The organism is Sanguibacter antarcticus, assembly GCF_002564005.1.
Classification (GTDB): domain Bacteria; phylum Actinomycetota; class Actinomycetes; order Actinomycetales; family Cellulomonadaceae; genus Sanguibacter; species Sanguibacter antarcticus.
In genome coordinates, this window is the sequence record NZ_PDJG01000001.1 from 3,377,412 (window position 1) to 3,393,975 (window position 16,564).

Annotated in this window: 15 protein-coding genes and 1 tRNA gene; 11 read left to right on the top strand and 5 right to left on the bottom strand. The window is 70.7% G+C overall.

Features of this window, described 5'->3' with window-relative positions; genetic code table 11:
• Positions 1 to 23 precede the first annotated feature (23 nt).
• The 6 genes from tmk (at position 24) to ATL42_RS15485 (ending at position 4,662) form a co-directional block, all read left to right on the top strand.
• Positions 24 to 701: a dTMP kinase gene (gene tmk / locus ATL42_RS15460; RefSeq protein ID WP_098456127.1), complete on the top strand. Its 678-nt coding sequence runs from the start codon at positions 24 to 26 to the stop codon at positions 699 to 701.
• Entirely contained in the window at positions 702 to 1,838 is a 1,137-nt protein-coding gene (locus ATL42_RS15465; protein ID WP_098456128.1) for a DNA polymerase III subunit delta', read from the top strand.
• 82 nt (positions 1,839 to 1,920) lie between these two features.
• The gene (locus ATL42_RS15470) at positions 1,921 to 3,525 is read left to right on the top strand and encodes an alpha/beta fold hydrolase (RefSeq protein WP_245862641.1); all 1,605 of its coding nucleotides are present in this window, start codon (positions 1,921 to 1,923) and stop codon (positions 3,523 to 3,525) included.
• A gap of 175 nt (positions 3,526 to 3,700) precedes the next feature.
• Positions 3,701 to 3,773: transfer RNA gene (locus ATL42_RS15475), tRNA-Thr, on the top strand.
• 190 nt (positions 3,774 to 3,963) lie between these two features.
• Complete coding sequence (locus ATL42_RS15480; RefSeq protein WP_098456130.1) at positions 3,964 to 4,161, top strand: PspC domain-containing protein; 198 nt, start codon at positions 3,964 to 3,966, stop codon at positions 4,159 to 4,161.
• A gap of 207 nt (positions 4,162 to 4,368) precedes the next feature.
• A complete protein-coding gene (locus ATL42_RS15485) occupies positions 4,369 to 4,662 on the top strand; it encodes a hypothetical protein (RefSeq protein WP_143556792.1) in 294 nt (97 codons plus the stop codon).
• Between the two features lie 155 nt (positions 4,663 to 4,817).
• Here ATL42_RS15485 and ATL42_RS15490 read toward each other — a convergent pair whose 3' ends face one another.
• Positions 4,818 to 6,038 carry an MFS transporter gene (locus ATL42_RS15490; protein WP_342748140.1) on the bottom strand — a complete coding sequence of 407 codons (1,221 nt, stop codon included), beginning with the start codon at positions 6,036 to 6,038 and terminating at the stop codon, positions 4,818 to 4,820.
• 141 nt (positions 6,039 to 6,179) lie between these two features.
• On the opposite strand from ATL42_RS15490, the gene ATL42_RS15495 reads away from it, so the two are divergent.
• Both ATL42_RS15495 and ATL42_RS15500 read left to right on the top strand, forming a co-directional pair.
• Positions 6,180 to 6,764 carry an RNA polymerase sigma factor gene (locus ATL42_RS15495; RefSeq protein WP_098456132.1) on the top strand — a complete coding sequence of 195 codons (585 nt, stop codon included), beginning with the start codon at positions 6,180 to 6,182 and terminating at the stop codon, positions 6,762 to 6,764.
• A 48-nt stretch (positions 6,765 to 6,812) separates the two neighbouring features.
• Entirely contained in the window at positions 6,813 to 8,204 is a 1,392-nt protein-coding gene (locus ATL42_RS15500; RefSeq protein WP_143556793.1) for a hypothetical protein, read from the top strand.
• Between the two features lie 8 nt (positions 8,205 to 8,212).
• Here the strand turns inward: ATL42_RS15500 and ATL42_RS15505 are convergent, their stop codons facing one another.
• A complete protein-coding gene (locus ATL42_RS15505) occupies positions 8,213 to 8,644 on the bottom strand; it encodes a DUF3806 domain-containing protein (RefSeq protein WP_169925452.1) in 432 nt (143 codons plus the stop codon).
• Between the two features lie 235 nt (positions 8,645 to 8,879).
• On the opposite strand from ATL42_RS15505, the gene ATL42_RS15510 reads away from it, so the two are divergent.
• Positions 8,880 to 9,320 carry an OsmC family peroxiredoxin gene (locus ATL42_RS15510; protein WP_098456135.1) on the top strand — a complete coding sequence of 147 codons (441 nt, stop codon included), beginning with the start codon at positions 8,880 to 8,882 and terminating at the stop codon, positions 9,318 to 9,320.
• Positions 9,321 to 9,436: 116 nt separating this feature from the next.
• Here ATL42_RS15510 and ATL42_RS15515 read toward each other — a convergent pair whose 3' ends face one another.
• Complete coding sequence (locus ATL42_RS15515; RefSeq protein WP_169925453.1) at positions 9,437 to 10,066, bottom strand: TetR/AcrR family transcriptional regulator; 630 nt, start codon at positions 10,064 to 10,066, stop codon at positions 9,437 to 9,439.
• Between the two features lie 82 nt (positions 10,067 to 10,148).
• Between ATL42_RS15515 and ATL42_RS16520 the strand changes: the two genes are divergently transcribed.
• Both ATL42_RS16520 and ATL42_RS15520 read left to right on the top strand, forming a co-directional pair.
• Positions 10,149 to 10,811 (top strand): P-loop NTPase family protein, encoded by a 663-nt coding sequence (locus tag ATL42_RS16520; protein WP_169925454.1) that lies wholly within the window; start codon positions 10,149 to 10,151, stop codon positions 10,809 to 10,811.
• Positions 10,808 to 13,150, top strand: coding sequence for a YhgE/Pip domain-containing protein (locus ATL42_RS15520; protein ID WP_169925455.1), 2,343 nt, complete (start codon positions 10,808 to 10,810; stop codon positions 13,148 to 13,150). The genes ATL42_RS16520 and ATL42_RS15520 overlap by 4 nt, the downstream gene beginning before the upstream one ends.
• A gap of 45 nt (positions 13,151 to 13,195) precedes the next feature.
• Here the strand turns inward: ATL42_RS15520 and ATL42_RS15525 are convergent, their stop codons facing one another.
• Positions 13,196 to 15,787: an ABC transporter permease gene (locus ATL42_RS15525; protein ID WP_098456138.1), complete on the bottom strand. Its 2,592-nt coding sequence runs from the start codon at positions 15,785 to 15,787 to the stop codon at positions 13,196 to 13,198.
• Positions 15,787 to 16,560 (bottom strand): ABC transporter ATP-binding protein, encoded by a 774-nt coding sequence (locus ATL42_RS15530; RefSeq protein WP_098456139.1) that lies wholly within the window; start codon positions 16,558 to 16,560, stop codon positions 15,787 to 15,789. Before ATL42_RS15530 ends, ATL42_RS15525 begins: the two co-directional genes overlap by 1 nt.
• Between the last annotated feature and the right edge of the window lie 4 nt (positions 16,561 to 16,564).

Consider the following 16,564-nt stretch of genomic DNA (forward strand, 5'->3'; position numbering starts at 1 on the left):
CCGCCCGCACGTAGGCTGAGCGCGTGAACCCACTCGATCCCGCCGGCATCTTCATCTCCTTCGAGGGCGGCGACGGTGTCGGCAAGTCGACCCAGTCCCGGCTGCTCGGCGAGTGGCTCCGCGAGGTGACAGGGCGCGTGGTGGTGTGGACCCGTGAGCCGGGGGGCACCGACCTCGGTCGCGTCCTGCGCCAGGAGGTCCTGCACGGTGACGACATGGACCCGCGCACCGAGGCGCTCCTCTACGCGGCCGACCGTGCGCACCATGTCGCGACGGTCGTCCGCCCGGCGCTGGAGCGTGGCGACGTGGTCATCACGGACCGCTATCTCGACTCGTCCGTGGCGTACCAGGCGGGTGGTCGCTCCCTGGCCGCCGACGAGGTCGAGCGGCTCTCGCTCTGGGCGGTCGAGGACCTGCTGCCCCACCTGACGATCTTGCTCGACCTCGATCCGACGGTCGGGGCCGCACGGCTGACGGACGCACCGGACCGTCTCGAGCGTGCGGGGGACGAGTTCCACCTGCGCACCCGCCAGGCGTTCCTCGACCGGTCGGCGCAGGACCCGGCGCGATGGCTCGTCCTCGATGCCTCGGGCACCCAGGAGGACATCCACGACGCGATCCGGGCAGCGGTCGTCACACGGCTCGGAGACGCCCTGGGTGTCGCCGACGGCGCGTCGCTCGGCGAGCGAGAGGTGGGCTGAGTGAGCGTCTGGGACGACGTCGTCGGGCAAGATGCTGCGATCGCGACGCTGCGCGGCGCGATCGACGACCCGGGTGCGATGACCCACGCGTGGCTGCTCACGGGGCCGCCCGGGTCTGGGCGGTCGAACGCCGCACGAGCCTTCGCGGCGGCGCTCCAGTGCGAGCGTGGCGGCTGCGGCGAGTGCCACGCGTGCACGACGACGCTCTCCGGGACGCACGCTGACCTCACGGTGGTCGCGACGGAGAAGGTGACCATCACGATCGACGAGGTGCGTTCGCTCATCGGTCTTGCGTCCCGGACGCCGTCGCAGGGCCGGTGGCGTGTGATCCTGATCGAGGACGCCGACCGCATGGCGGAGCGCACGTCGAACGTGCTCCTCAAGGCGATCGAGGAGCCGCCGCCCCGAACCGTGTGGCTGTTGTGCGCCCCGAGCCCGCAGGACGTCATGGTGACCATCCGGTCCCGGTGCCGTGGCGTGTCGCTGCGGGTGCCGCCGGTCGAGGCGGTCGCGGCGCTGCTCGAGTCTCGTGACGGCATCGCGCCCGAGGTGGCCGTCGCGGCGGCGCGTGCCGCACAGTCGCACATCGGTCTTGCCCGGCGTCTCGCCCGCGACGCAGGCGCGCGCGAACGCCGCACGTCGGTTCTCGCGATCGCCCGGAGCATCCGTGGTGTGCCCGACGCGGTGATCGCCGCGGGCGAGCTCGTCGAGGTGGCGCAGGCGGAGGCGAAGGCCGCGACCGAGGAGCGGGACGGGGACGAGAAGGCGGCGCTCTTGCGTGCGCTCGGCGCGGAGCCGGGCAAGAGCCTGGCGCCGGCGCTCCGGTCGCAGGTGAAGCAGCTCGAAGACGACCAGAAGCGCCGGGCGACCCGACGGCAGCGTGACGTGCTCGACCGCGCGATGATCGACCTGCTCTCGCTCTACCGGGACGTCCTCGTCGTCCAGCTCGGCGCGACGGTCGACCTCGTCAACGTCGAGCTGACCGAGACGGTGCAGACGCTCGCGGAGGAGTCGAGCCCCGAGGTGACGGTCCGGCGCATGGACGCGATCGGCGTCGCACGCACCCGACTCGCGGGCAACGTCTCGCCGGTCTTGGCGCTCGAGGCGATGGCGATCGCGCTCCGTCCGCAGGGGTGATCCCCGGGCTGAGGACACCATGGATCGAGGTATCCATGGTGTCGGGTGTCGATCACCAGGTTCATTGACTAGTTTTAGTCCCGTGATCTCCGCCTCGAACGACCTGCCTGTGCGCGCTGCACTCTTTTCTCGTCGCCGGACGGCCGGCCCGCAGGGCTGGGTACGGTTCGCGACGGTGCTCGCGGGGGCCTCGCTCGTGCTCGCCGGGTGCTCGTCTCCTGGTTCCAAGACGCAGTCGACCGTGGACGGCCCGTCGGCGTCCGGCTCGACGAGCGCTCCGGAGGAGGACGTGGCTGCGGACCTCGTCGAGTTCTACGACCAGGACGTGGACTGGGCGGAGTGCGGCTCGACCTTCGAGTGCGCGGACGTCTCCGTGCCGCTCGACTGGGACGCCCCGAGCGACGGCGCGATCACCGTGGGGGTGCGGCGTCACCTCGCGGACGGCGTGAAGATGGGCACGGTCCTCATCAACCCGGGCGGACCGGGAGGGTCGGGTGTCAACTTCGTCGGGTACGCGCCGTTCATCTTCGGTGACGCGCTCTTGGAGAGCTACGACATCCTCGGTTTCGACCCGCGCGGTGTCGGCGAGTCGAGCCCGGTCACGTGCCTGACGGACGAGGAGAAGGACGTCTACAACGCGAAGTCCTACGTTCCGGACGACGCGGGGCTCGCTGCCATGGAGGCGGACTCGACCTACATCGCCGGGCGGTGCGCTGAGGAGACCGGGGACGTGCTCGGCGAGGTCGACACCCAGAGCTCGGCTCGTGACATGGACGTCATCCGTGCTGTCGTCGGTGACGCCCAGCTCAACTACCTGGGCTTCTCGTACGGGACCCAGCTCGGTGCGACGTACGCGGGGATCTATCCGGCGAAGGTGGGTCGCATGGTGCTCGACGGTGCGATCGACCTGCGGCTGAGCGTCCAGGAGCAGAGCCTCCAGCAGGCTGTCGGTTTCGAGAACGCGCTGACGGCGTACGTGGAGGACTGCCAGGCGGGGAGCGGCTGCCCTCTGACGGGGACGGCGACGGACGGCAAGGCGCAGGTGAAGACGCTGCTCGACGGGTTGCTGGCGAACCCGATGCCGACTGACGACTCGGAGCGCCCGCTGACCCAGACGCTCGCTTTCTACGGCATCGCGCAGCCGTTGTACGCGCAGTCGATGTGGCCGCTGCTGACGACCGCGCTCGAGGCGGCGATCGTGGCCGGTGACGGTTCGGAGCTCCTCGAGAGCGCGGACTCCTACAACTCTCGTGAGCCTGACGGGACGTACTCCGACAACCAGGGCGAGGCGTTCCGGGCGATCGGGTGTCTTGATGCGCGGGGCGAGACGGACCGCGCGACGATGGACGCGGAGTATGCGGCGATCGTCGCTGCGGCGCCCACGATGGGCACGTTCTTCGGCTATGGCGGTCTCGGGTGCAAGAACTGGCCCTACCCCGAGGTGGCACAGGACTTCGATCTCGCGGCGACGGGCGCGGCCCCGATCGTCGTCATCGGCACGACGAACGATCCGGCCACGCCGTACGTCTGGGCTCAGGGCCTCGCGGAGCAGCTGGAGTCCGGTGTCCTCGTGACGTACGAGGGTGAGGGGCACACGGCCTACGGCCGCTCGAACAGCTGCATCATCGATGCTGTGGACGGGTACTTCGTCGACGGGGCGGTGCCGGACGACGGCCTCATGTGCTGATCTTCCGTGCACGGAGAGCCCGGCGGTGAGCGCCTGACGTGGGCCGACCACGTCGGCGTGACGTGGTTCACGTGCTCTTCTGTCCCTTCGTTTTGCTGTGGAGGCCATCCGGTCGGTACAGTAGGCGCGGTTCTTCACTTGGGTCTGTGACTCGCTCCGCGCCCAGGAGAAGCCGGCCGCCTTAGCTCAGTCGGTAGAGCGTCTCACTCGTAATGAGAAGGTCAACAGTTCGATTCTGTTAGGCGGCTCAGCAGAACGCAGGCTCGTCCCCAGCACCACGTGGGGGACGGGCCTTCGTCGTTCGTGGACCGGGCCATCGCGCGGAGCCTTCGTGTCCTGTCCGTTGCCGTACCTCGACGACTCGTCGCGCGAAGATCAGGGGCGCCATCGGGGACATCCCCGATGTCATGGTCTGCCACGATCCGTAGCGTGGTCGGTATGGAAACGACGAAGCGAACCCTGTCCCGTCCCCGCCGCGGCGCGATGATCGCCGGTGTGTGCGCCGGTCTCGGCCGGCACTTCGACATGAGCCCGACGACGGTCCGGCTCCTCGCTGTCGCGTCGTGCCTGCTCCCGGGGCCTCAGGTCGTGGCCTATGTGATCTTGTGGATCGCGATCCCGCGCGACCGGACCTGAGCTCGCTGGCGCACCTGACCAGGTCGTGGCGGGATGCGGTTACCCGCCGGCCCTCGCTCGAACAGAGCGCGAGGTCGTCGGAGTGCATACCTGATCGGCCTGGATCTTGGCACATACATCACAAAATACCTGCTCGTCGGCGTGTCGTTGTGGAAAATTCCTGTGCTCTGGCGGTTCAGCAGTGTGATCCACGGTAAGTTTGACACCATGCAATCGACAGTGAGCCTCCATATTCCAACCACCGAGGACGATGCGCAACGCGTCCTCAACCGCCTCAAGCTCAAGGCCAACACGGGCCTCGGCCCGGACATCCGCTACGTCGACGCCAACCGCAAGGGGACGAACGACGAGACCGCCGTCGTCGTCCGCATGAACGTCGAGGCGCTGGATCCGAGCAAGGACGAGCTCGAAGGGTTCGTCAGCGCCCTCGAGGCCGTCATGAAGAACGGCAGCGGCGTGAAGTTCGGGAAGATCACCGTCCTGGGCGTCAACCCGCTCTGAGCAGTACCGACCGACCGACCGGTCGCGAGCCTCTGAACGGCTCGTGAGGCGCGCGGCGCCGCTGACGGCCGTGGCTCAAGAAGCCGGGCCACCGTCGACAGTCCTGGCAGCGCTGCCAGGCGAGCGTGCGTCGCGCTGAGAGGCCTCGCTGAGGGCTACCGCACAGAGCGGATCGATGCGGAGAGCAGCCCGGCGACCGTCATCACGCCCAGGGCTCCGAGCACCATGAAGAGCGGCACCGTCCAGCCTCCCACGGCGGAGTGGACGGCACCGAGGGCAAAAGGTCCTACGGCCGCGGCGGCGTAGCCGACGGCCTGCACCATCGCTGACATCCGGCGGGCGTCGCCCTGGTTCGCGGAGTGGTGGACCACGAGCGTGAAGATCACGGTGAAGTTCCCGCCTTGCGCGACCCCGGCGCACAGCGCCCACAGCGGCCACAGCGTCGGGGCGAGGAGCAGGCCGGCCGGGAGCGCCAGCCACAGGACGCTCATCCCGGCGAACACGGTGCGCAGAGACGCCTTTCGCGCAACGAGGAGGGGGACGCCGATGCCTCCGACGATCCCTGCGAGCTGGAAGAGCGACGCGCCGCCGCCTGCTCCTTCGATGCTCAGGCCCTTGAGGTCTCCCAGGATGGTGGGCAGCCAGGTCGTCACGGCGTAGTACGAGAACGCCTGGCCGGCGAACGTGAGGGTGAGGAACCAGGCGATCGGGCGCCGCCAGACCTTCCCGCCGGTGGACTCGGACACGAGGACGACGGGTGCGGACGTCTGCCCGGCGGTCGCCCTGCGCCACAGCACCCCGGCCGCGACCATGAGCAGCGACCACGCGACGAGCGCCCAGCGCCACCCGAACGCTGAGGCCAGCGGGGCCGTGAGCAGGGTGGTGAGCACGGATCCGAGGTTGAGCGCGGCCGTGTACATCCCGGTGACGGCGCCTGCGCGGTGGGCGAAGTCGCGGGCGATGATGACGGGCACCGCGACGTTGCCCACGGTGATGCCCAGCCCGATGAGGACCGTGCCGGCGACGGCGGTCTCGATCCCGCCCGCCGAGCGGAGCGCCGTCCCGGAGAACACGACGAGCAGCGAGAGCGCCACCGCCCTCTCGAGCCCTGCGCGAGCGATGAGGAGCGATGCGAACGGTGCCGCGAGCGCGAAGCACAGGACCGGTATCCCGGTGAGCAGCCCGACGGTCTCGGGGCGGACGCCGAGCGCGGCGGCGACCGTGTCGACGACGGGGGCGAGCGCCACGATCGGGCCGCGGAGGTTGAGCGCGTAGAGGAGGACTGCTGCGAGCAGGAGGCCTGCGGCGCTGGCCGAGCGTGCGTGGGTGGTGATGTGGTGGCCTTCCTTGGGAACGGACTCCCTGAGGCTAGCCAACCCATAGCGGTCCGTCGTCGTGGACGCGCACACCGAGACGACGCGTCGTGATCAGATCGTCACCTGGCTCGCTGCAAGGCGGCGCGGGTCCGCGACACAGTGGGGGTAGGACGAACAGGCCCACGACCTCTGGAGATCGACGTGACACAGCCCGCCGCGACAGGGCCGGACCGGGGAGAGCCGTGGTTCGAGGACCTCTTCCGTGCGCACGCGACGACCGTCTTTCGATATGTCTCTCGTCGTGCTGGACGCGACGAGGCGGAGGATCTCGCTGCTGAGACGTTCGCGGTCGCGTGGCGCAGGCGTGCGGACGTCCCGGAGGGGCACGAGCTGCCGTGGCTGTACCGGACGGCGGGCTTTCTCGTGGCCAACCATCACCGCAAGGGCCGTCCGACACCGGTCGAGACGCTCCCGGACGAGGCCGACCGGAGCTCCGTCGAGCATGTCGTCGTCTCGGACCTCGAGGTCAGAGCGGTGTTCGCGACCCTGAGCCTCCGGGACCGGCAGGTGCTGCTCCTGGCAGCATGGGAGGGGTTGCGGGGTGACGGTCTCGCCGAGGCGCTCGGGATCTCTCGGGGCGGTGCCGATGCCGCGCTCTCTCGGGCGCGTGCACGCTTGCGCGACGCCTGGCAGGACGCTGACCGTGACCCGGGCTCTGGCACCGTCCCGGGGACGGGGGCCTTGCCGGACGCAAGGTCGCAGGGGTCCGCGACACAGACGGGGTAGCGGGTCCGGACGAGGATCCCTCACTCTGACCCTCAGCAGGAGGACATGATGAAGACCACCGATGGCGCAGACGCCCGTGACGAGCACCTCTCTGACGCGGCGTTCGAGCGCTTGCGTGCGGCGGACCCGGGTCTGGGGGCGGAGCCTGACCTCGTCGGGCTCCGGGCGAAGGTCGCGGCAGCGGTCGACGCGCAGCCGTCTGGTGAGGTCGCGCCGGACCCGCAGGCTCTCCCTGTCGTGGACCGTCCTGCTGTGGTCGACCTGGCTGCTGTGCGCCGCCGGCGCAGCGCGCGCTGGTTCCAGCTCGCGGCCGTCTCGGCTGGTGTGCTCGCTGTCGGCCTCGCGGGCTATGCGATCGGAGATCGCGGCGGCGCGGCGGTGCCGCTCGCCGAGGCGACCGTGGAGGCGACGCCCGCCCCCGGCCAGGCGCTCGGCGCGACCGGTTCGGCGCAGGAGCGTGCCGCGGGGCCCGAGGGCGCGTCGGTCGCGGCCGACAGGATGATCGCGCCCGGGTGGGGCACGCGGACGACCTTCGACTCGGTCGGTCTCGACGACGTCCCGACGACGCGTCACGCCTGGGCCTTCGACCCGGCGGCGGTCTTCTCGGACGCGACCCTCGCCCGGCTCGCGGCTGCGCTGGGCGTCTCGGGGGATCCCGAGCTGAGCTACGGGTCGTGGCGTGCGGGCCCGGCAGACTGGACGGCGCCTGTCGTCGAGCTGTCGTCGGACAGCCAGTCGTCCTTCTACTACTCCGACCCTGCGCTGGACCCGTGGTCCGAGGACAGGGCTGCGGCGGACGCGCCGACGACCGAGGCTGCGACGACGCTCCTCACCGACCTCATGACGAGCCTGGACGTGGACGTCGCCGGTTTCGAGATCGAGTCGCTCGACGAGATGCAGGCGTCCGGTACGCGGTCGGTGACCGCTCACCAGATGCTCGACGGCGAGCGGACGGGTGTGCGCTGGGACCTGACGGCGACGACCGAGGGCATCTACTCGGTCAGCGGTCAGCTCGCACCGCTCGTCGACCTGGGGGCGTATGACGTCGTGGGGGCGCAGACGGGGGTCGCACGCCTCGAGGATCCTCGCTTCGGTGCGTCGGGCGGCGACGTCATCGCCTATGCGCGTGGAGGCGAGGAGCTGCTGCTCGACGACCCTGCGGCCAGCGACCCTGCGGCCAGCGTGGAGATCGGTCCTGCGGACCCGGACGACCCTGCTGCGGTCCCTGCTCTCCCGGTGGCTCCGCAGCCGGGCGCCGCGCTCGCGTGGCCCGTGACGCACGTGACGATCACCGGGGCGTCGTTGGCGACGAGCGTCTTCTACCAGCCGGACGGGTCTGCGGTGCTCGTGCCGTCGTACACGTTCACGGACGGCAGCGGCGCTCAGTGGTCCACGGTCGGGATCGCTGACGCAGAGCTCGACTTCAGCCCGCTGGGCTGACCAGCCGGTCAGGTGTCGCGCTGCACTCCGCGGGAGAGGGCCTCGTGGAGTGCGACGCGGGTGGCGTCGATGAACGCTGACATCCAGCCGAGCTCGCACGCGATCCAGCGTCGGGCGACCGCGTCGACCGGGAAGATGGTCCCGCGGTAGAGGTCGTTGCGGACCGCGACGCTCGTGATCCGCGGGTCGACGGCGAGCATCCAGTGCGAGCCGGGAGACTGCGCGACGAGGATGTCGCCGAGGCAGATGCCCAGCGCGGTGATGACGTGGTTGGGGTTCCAGCGTGCGCCCTCGGGGGCGTCGTGCCAGGACTGGCAGTACGTGTCGAACAGGGTGGAGACGGACTCCAGGGAGGTGACGTCGGTGCCTGGTGACCGGAGGTGGAGCCGCAGCTCCTCCATCCAGACGAGGTCGACGGGCGTCGGTTCGCGGAGCTCCACACGGCCCTCCTGGGACGCTGCGATGCGGGCCTTCGTGGCGGCGCGATCAAGCTGATCGGCCTCTGGATCCCTCACCGGTTGCTTCATGTGGTGCTTATCGACCGCTGCGGCGCGTCCTATGAGGGGTCGTGGGCGAGTTCACCCTGTGAGGAGTCTGGGAGGTCGCCTGAGACAAGCGGGCGCGGCGCGGCTACGGTCGAGGGTGTCATCTCCGATCGACGAAGCGAGGATTCACATGGCTATCCGCACTGCGCGCACTGCATGGAACGGCACTCTCACCGAGGGGGGCGGTCAGGTCGAGCTCACGAGCTCGAAGGTCGGCACGTACGACGTCTCGTTCCCCAAGCGTGCAGCAGACGACGCCGGTGGCACGACGAGCCCTGAAGAGCTCATCGCCGCCGCGCACTCGTCCTGCTACGCGATGCAGCTGTCGGCGCTCGTGGGCGAGGCGGGCGGCACGCCGGTCGCGCTCGACGTCACAGCAGACGTGACGCTGGCACCGGACCCTGCGGGCGGGTTCCAGATCTCGGGCATCGCGCTGAGGGTCCGTGGTGAGGTCGAGGGTCTCGACGAGGCAGGCTTCCTCAAGGCGGCGCAGGACGCGAAGGCGACCTGCCCGGTGTCGAAGGCTCTGACGGGCACGACGATCACTCTGGACGCCGCGCTCGAGAGCTGAGGACTGCGCCGCCGCCGACGGCGCCGCCGACCGCACCGACAGGTGCGGGACGGACCGTCGGCGCACGAGAGGCCGGGCCGCAGGACGGGCCCGGCCTCTCGTGCGCCGGGGCGAGGTCAGGCCGTCGTGGTCGTCCGGGGGGCGGCGCTCGTGGCGGGGTCCGAGCCGAGGATCGCGGTGAGAGAGCCGATGAGGAGGTCGAGGAGCTCGTCTTGGGTGAGGGTGCCGCCGGCGAGCCAGGCCGCGGTGATGTTCTCGGCGAGGGCGACCCATCCGAGGGACAGCAGGGCGATGTGTCCGGACGTGTCGCCGAGCGATCGGCGGGCGACGCCGCTCGCCATCCGGTCGACGAGCACCGCCCGGGCGCGGGCGAGGATCACCTGGGTCTCGGGGTCGGCGCGCAGCGCTCCGCCCCAGATGTCGGTCCAGACCTCGCGCCGGGCGGTGACGGCGGTGATGAAGGCGTCGAGGATCGCGCGGGTCCGGTCGGCGGGCGGGAGGTCGTCGTGGGGCTGGGTCGCGGTGAGCAGGTCGTGGACGGCTGACGCGGCGACGGCTCGTTGGAGACCGACGACGGACCCGAAGTAGTGGAAGATCAGCGCCTTGGAGGCCCGTGCGTGGTGGGCGACGCCGCGTGCTGTCAGACCGTCGATCCCGTCGGCGTGCGCGAGGGTCTCGGCGACCTCGAGCAGGTCGCGACGGCGGTCGGCTGGCTCGAGCCTGGTGCGGGGTGTGTCGTGGCTCATGCCCTTAGTTGTACCAACCGTGTTGACCATCGGTCAACAGAGTCGTAGGTTACGTATTGACCCACAGTCAACACGAGGACCGATGACACCTACAGAACACGCGACCCCGGCTCGTCCGGACAGGATCGACCTGCGCGGGGTCCACGCCCGCGGACGACGAGACCAGATGCTCGACGACGTCAGCCTCCGCCTCGAAGCAGGCACCCGGATGCTCGCCGTCGGAGAACCGGGCCACGGACACACAGCGCTCGCCCTCGTCGTCGGTGGACGCCTCGTCCCCGACTCGGGCGACGTCCTCGTCAACGGGATGCCGGACCCCGCGCGCCTGCGTGCGTGCAGCGCCGTCGTCGACGTGCCCGGCGTCACCGAGCCCGACGAAGCGCTGACCGTCGCAGGCACCGCCGCGGAGACGCTCGCGCTCGCAGGCTGCCGCGCCACGCCACGGGCCGTCACCACCTGGCTCGCCGTGCACGGGCTCGCTCACGTCCGGACCGCACGCATCGACCAGATCGACGCGATCACCCGCACGTCCCTGCTCACCGCGCTCGCTGTGCAAGACCCGGCCGTGCGCTTCCTCGTCATCACGCTCCCCGAACGGCACGGAGGTGCTCCGAGCGAGTGGTGGGCTCTCGCCGCCGAGTACGCAGCGCTCGGCTACGGCGTGCTCGTCCAGTGCACCTCCGCCTCCGCGCACGTCCTGCGCGCAGCAGGCCTCCTCGACGACGCAACGGAGATCTTCTTGTGACCGCCCTCCGCCTCAGCCTCTCCGAGCTCCGACGCCTGAGCGCAGGCTTCCTGCCGCGCCTCGCGATCGTCGCGCTCGCGTTCATCCCCACGCTCTACGCGGGGCTCTACCTCTATGTCAACGCCGATCCCTACTCACGGCTCGGCGAGGTGCCGGCCGCACTCGTCGTCCAGGACGAGGGAGACAAGGGGGACGCCGTCGCGCAGACTCTCCTCGACGACGGCGGGTTCGGCTGGATCGAGACCGACGAGGCGGATGCCGAGGCAGGGGTACGGTCTGGCGCCTACGATGCCGCGCTCGTCATCGGGCCGACGTTCAGCTCCGACCTCGAGTCGTCGGGGGAGTTCACCCCGAGGCAGGCCAGCCTCACGCTCATCACCGACGACGCGAACAACTACCTGGCCCGCACCATCGCCGACCAGATCGTCGGCAAGGTGCGCGACTCGATCGCGAGCGAGGTCGGCACCGAGGCCGCAGCGCAGTTCCTCGACGGCTTCGGGGAGATCCGCTCGAACCTCTCGGACGCCGCCTCGGGTGCGACGACGCTCGCCACCGGGGCGTCCGACGCAGCGACGGGAGCCAGCACCCTCGCGACCGGTGCGACGAGCCTTGCGACGGGTGCGGGGACTGCAGCGACGGGTGCCTCCAGCCTCGCGACGGGTGCGGGGACTGCAGCGACGGGTGCCTCCAGCCTCGCGACGGGTGCGGGGACCGCAGCGACGGGTGCCTCCAGCCTCGCGACGGGTGCGGGGACCGCAGCGACCGGCGCTACCAGCCTCGCGACCGGGGCCAGCACCCTCGAGACAGGCGCGACAGCGCTCGCCACAGGCGCGACGACGCTCGAGACCGGGGCGACGAGCCTGAGCACAGGACTCGCGACCCTCACGACGTCCACCACCACGCTCCCCGCACAGGCGCAGACCCTCGCCGACGGTGCCTCGCAGGTGGCCGACGGCGTCGCGACGATCGCGACCTACGGGACGACCGCCGCCACGGAGGCCCAGACCGTCGTGGACAACCTCGACACGATCCGTGCAGACATCGCCGGCCGGCTCACCGCAGCAGGCCTCACCGAGGACCAGGTCACGACGGTCCTCACCGAGCTCGACACCGCCCGGCAGCCCGTCACCGACGCGGCGACCGCGCTGGACACCGCGTCGGACTCTCTCACCACGCTCTCCGCCGGTGCCGCACAGGTGAGCGACGGCGCCGCCTCCTTGGCCCTCGCCGCACCGCTTCTCGCACAAGGGATCGCCGACGCCTCGACGGGGGCCAGCCAGGTGGCCACGGGGGCGACCTCGCTCTCCGACGGTGCCGACTCGCTCGCGGCGGGGGCGACCTCGCTCTCCGACGGTGCCGACAGCCTCGCGACCGGGACGACCTCGCTCTCTGACGGTGCGGACTCGCTCGCGACCGGGACGCAGTCGCTCTCCGACGGTGCCGACTCCCTCGCGACCGGGACGCAGTCGCTCTCCGACGGCGCGGACTCCCTCGCGACCGGCACCCAGTCGCTCTCCGACGGCGCAACAGTGCTCGACGCCGGGGCCGCCAGCCTCGCCACCGGGACCTCGGAGCTGAGCGACGGCAGCGCAGACCTCCGCGACGCGCTCGCGAGCGGGGTCGAGGCGATCCCGCTGCTCGACTCGGCGACCCAGGCAGCGACAGCCAGCACCCTCGGCAACCCCGTCGTCGTCGAGAGCGAGGCGCTCTCTGCTGCTGGCACGTACGGTGCGGGGCTCGCTCCGTTCTTCCTGTCGCTCGCATCGTGGATCGGTGCGTACGTCGTGTTCCTCCTCGTACGGCCGCTGTCCCGCCGGGCGCTCGCGGCGAGCCGGCGGTCGTGGTGGACGAGCTGGGCGACGGCCCTCGGCGGATGGCTCACACCAGCCGTCATCGGGGTCGTGCAGATGGCGCTCATGTTCACGGTGGCGAAGTTCGCGCTCGACATCGACCCGGCCTACCCGTGGCTCACGGCGCTGTACCTGGTGCTCGTCTCGGCGACGTTCGTCGCGATCCTCCAGATGCTCAACGTCTGGCTCGGCGCGGTAGGGCAGTTCCTCGGGCTGGTCCTCATGCTCACCCAGCTCGTGACCGCCGGCGGCACGTTCCCGTGGCAGACGATCCCGGAGCCGTTGCGCTCGCTCCACCGGTTCTTGCCGATGAGCTACGGCGTCGACGGGCTGCGGCACCTTCTCTACGGAGGCGACCTCGGCCAGGTCGTCGGGGACGCGACGGTGCTGGCGGTCGTGCTCGTCGCGGCGCTGGCGCTGACGTCCGCGGCGGCCCGTCGCCAGCAGGTCTTCACCGCACGCGGCCTCCAGCCAGAGCTCGTGCTCTAGCGGGAGGCCGCGGGGTCGGGCTCGGTCCGGCTGGCGGGCGAGGCGTCAGTCGACGGTCACCGCCTCGAGCACGGGCAGCCGTGCGGCGCGGATCGCCGGCCACACCGCGGCGAAGATACCGACCACGACGGCGATGACGAGCATCGTCAGGAGCTCGCGCCACGGGATGGCGAGCTCGGTGAGGCCGGAGCCGGCGAACACGGTCGGCAGGCCGGCAGCGAGCGCGACGCCGACCGCAAGACCGACGACCGTCCCGAACAGCGCGGTGAGGATCGACTCGATCGTGATCGTCCCCGCGAGCTGGGCCCGGCCGAGACCGACGGCACGCATGAGGCCGATCTCCCGGGTCCGCTCGATGACGGACAGCGCGAGCGTGTTGACGATCCCGAGGATCGCGATGATGATCGACAGCCCCAGCAGCGCATAGAGGATGTTGAGGATCATCGTCACCTGGCCCGCGAGCTGGGTGATGAACTGCTCGTCGTCGAGGACGGACAGCACCACGTAGGGCTTGGCGGTCGCGGTGACCGCCGCCCGCAGGTCCGCTTCGTCGACCCCGTCGGCGCGCTTGAGGAGCAGGGTCTGGACCTGCTCTGCCACCTGCGGCTGGATCGTCTCGAAGAGGTCGAGCGGGACGACGACCGGTGCGTCCAGGGCCGTCGAGTCGATGATTGCACCGACGGGTGCCGTGAGCGTCCCGGACGAGGTGGTGAGCGTGAGCTCGTCGCCGACGGTCCACCCGGCGTCGGTGGCCGAGTCCTTGTTCACCGCGAGGGCACCGTCGAGCATCGAGCCGATGTCGCCCGAGACCTCCTCGGTGGTCCAGGACCGGCCGAAGGTGTCGGCAGGCATGCCGATGAGCGAGACGGTCTCGCCGCCGCCGCCGCCGTCGGGCGTCGTGCCGTCAGAGACGGCGGCCGTGCCGATCGCGAGCGCGTCCGCGGACGCGACCTCGGGGAGCGCGCTGATCTCGTCGACGGCGGCTGCGGGGAGGAAGAACGTCGCGGACTGGACCATGAGGTCGGCCTTCCACTCGTTCTCGACGACCGTTCGCACGGATGCTTGCGTCGAGGTGGCGAGCACCGACGCGGCACCGACGAGCGCCATCCCGATCATGAGCGCGCTCGCTGTGCTGGCGGTGCGTCGCGGGTTGCGCGTGACGTTGCCGCGGGCAAGCTTGCCGAGCGGGCGGACCAGCACGACGAACGGTGCTGCGAGGACTCCGAGCACGGCACGAGCCATGACGGGGGCGAGGAGCAGGACTCCGATGACGACCCCGACGGCGCCGATGCCGAGGAGCCTCCCGGTCCCGGCGTCTTCGTCGGCAGCAGCCTGGACGACTGCCATGACGACAGCGGCCGCACCGGCGACAGCGATGACGAGGCCGACGAGCCCGCGGACGACAAGCGACTTGCCCTGGCCGGGCGACTCGTCCCGCATGGCCTCGACGGGTGGCACGAGAGCCGCACGACGGGCGGGCAGCGCCGCCGAGGCGACGCTGACCACGAGCCCGACGAGGAGCGAGAGCACCACCATGGTGGTCGTCAGGGGGATCTCGCCGGAGAGGTCCATCCCCATGCGGGCGAAGAGCGCCTTGATGCCGGTGACGAGCCCGAGCCCACCGGCGATCCCGAGCACCCCTCCGAGGAGACCGACGACGGCGGCCTGGATGAGGATCGACGCGAAGACCTGGAACGGCGACGCTCCCACCGCGCGCAGGAGCGCGAACTCGCGCTGCCGCTGCCTCACGGTCATCGCAAAGGTGTTCGCGATGATGAACCCGCCGACGAACAGCGAGATCCCGGCGAAGATGAGGAGGAACGTCTCGACGAACCCGAGGATCCCGTCGATGTCGTCACGGGCTTCGTCGCGGACGACGTCTCCGGTGACGGTCTGGACCGAGCCTGCTGTCGCGACGCCGCTGATCGCGGTGTCGATGTCGGTGACGAGGTCGTCGGGGTCTACCCCGTCGGCGGCGAACACCGAGATGGTCGCTACGCGGCCGTCCGGGGCGTAGACGGACTCGGCGGTGCCTGCGTCGAGGAAGACGACGGTCGCACCGGCGAGCGACGTCTCGAGGTCGACGACCCCGGTGAGCGTCGCCTGGGTGAGCTCGCCTCCGACGATGAGCGTCGTGGTGTCACCGATAGACAGCCCGGACGCCTCGGCGCTCGTCACCTCGAGAGCGAACTCGGTCGCGTCGGTCGGCCCGGAGCCTTCGGCGAGGGTGATCGAGGGATCGTCGCTGTGGAATCCGACGGCGAAGCTCGGTGCGCCGGCCCCGGACGTGACGGCCGTTCCGTCCGCGCCGACGAGCGTGATCGGACCGGTGAAGTCGGCGAAGGCCTGCGCGACCCCGTCGACGCCGGTCACCGTGCTCACGAGGTCTGCGGGGACGAGGTTGCGGACCGTCCGGGTCCCGGCGCTGCTCTGGCTCGCCTGGTCAGGGTCGTCGGGGCCACGGAGGTAGACGTCGGCGCTGTAGCCGGCTTCGACGATCCCGTTGAACGTCGACGAGAGCATGTCCCGCAGCGCGAAGGTCCCGGCGACGAACGAGACGCCGAGCACGACCGCGAGGATGGAGAGACCGAGCCGGACGAGGTGCGCGCGGACGTTGCGGAGTGCGACGCGCAGCATCAGGCGGCCGCCTTGCGGTTGAGCGAGCCGAGGACCTCGAGGATCGCGTCAGGGGTGGGGTCGGTGATCTCGGCGACGATGGCACCGTCGGCGAGGAACAGCACCCGGTGGGCGTACGAGGCCGAGACGGGGTCGTGCGTGACCATGACGACGCTCTGGCCGAGGTCGTCGACCGAGGCGCGCAAGAACGAGAGGACCTCGCGCGACGAGACTGAGTCGAGGTTCCCGGTGGGTTCGTCGGCGAAGACGATGGACGGCTTGGACACGAGAGCCCGTGCGCACGCGACGCGCTGCTGCTGCCCGCCGGAGAGCTCGGACGGCCGGTGCTTGAGCCGGTCGGCGAGCCCGACGGCCGCGACGACAGCATCGAAGTGCGCCGTGTCGACTGGTTTGCGAGCGATGTCGAGCGGCAGGGTGATGTTCTCCGCTGCGGTGAGCGTCGGCACGAGGTTGAACGACTGGAAGATGAAGCCGAGCTGGGTGCGGCGCAGCTTGGTGAGGTTGCGCTGATTCATGCTGCTCACCGTCAGCCCGTCGACGACGACGGTGCCGGCGGTCGGGGTGTCGAGCCCCGCCATGCAGTGCATGAGGGTCGACTTCCCGGAACCGGAGGGGCCCATGATCGCTGTGAACTCGCCACGCGCGAAGTCGACGTCGACGCCCGCGAGGGCATGGACGGCGGTGGTGCCCTTGCCGTAGGTCTTGACGAGCCCGCGCGCGGTGGCGATGGCCCCGCCGACGTCGGGCTGGGAAGGGCTGGGGGCTGTAGGCACGGAG

Excerpts from the sequence above, each read along its gene's own strand:
- ATL42_RS15510 (WP_098456135.1), top strand. The coding sequence starts at position 8,880 with ATGGCTATCCGCACTGCGCGCACTGCATGGAACGGCACTCTCACCGAG.
- ATL42_RS15480 (WP_098456130.1), top strand. The coding sequence starts at position 3,964 with ATGGAAACGACGAAGCGAACCCTGTCCCGTCCCCGCCGCGGCGCGATG.
- ATL42_RS15485 (WP_143556792.1), top strand. The coding sequence starts at position 4,369 with ATGCAATCGACAGTGAGCCTCCATATTCCAACCACCGAGGACGATGCG.
- ATL42_RS15525 (WP_098456138.1), bottom strand. The coding sequence starts at position 15,787 with ATGCTGCGCGTCGCACTCCGCAACGTCCGCGCGCACCTCGTCCGGCTC.
- ATL42_RS16520 (WP_169925454.1), top strand. The coding sequence starts at position 10,149 with ATGACACCTACAGAACACGCGACCCCGGCTCGTCCGGACAGGATCGAC.
- ATL42_RS15500 (WP_143556793.1), top strand. The coding sequence starts at position 6,813 with ATGAAGACCACCGATGGCGCAGACGCCCGTGACGAGCACCTCTCTGAC.
- ATL42_RS15515 (WP_169925453.1), bottom strand. The coding sequence starts at position 10,066 with ATGAGCCACGACACACCCCGCACCAGGCTCGAGCCAGCCGACCGCCGT.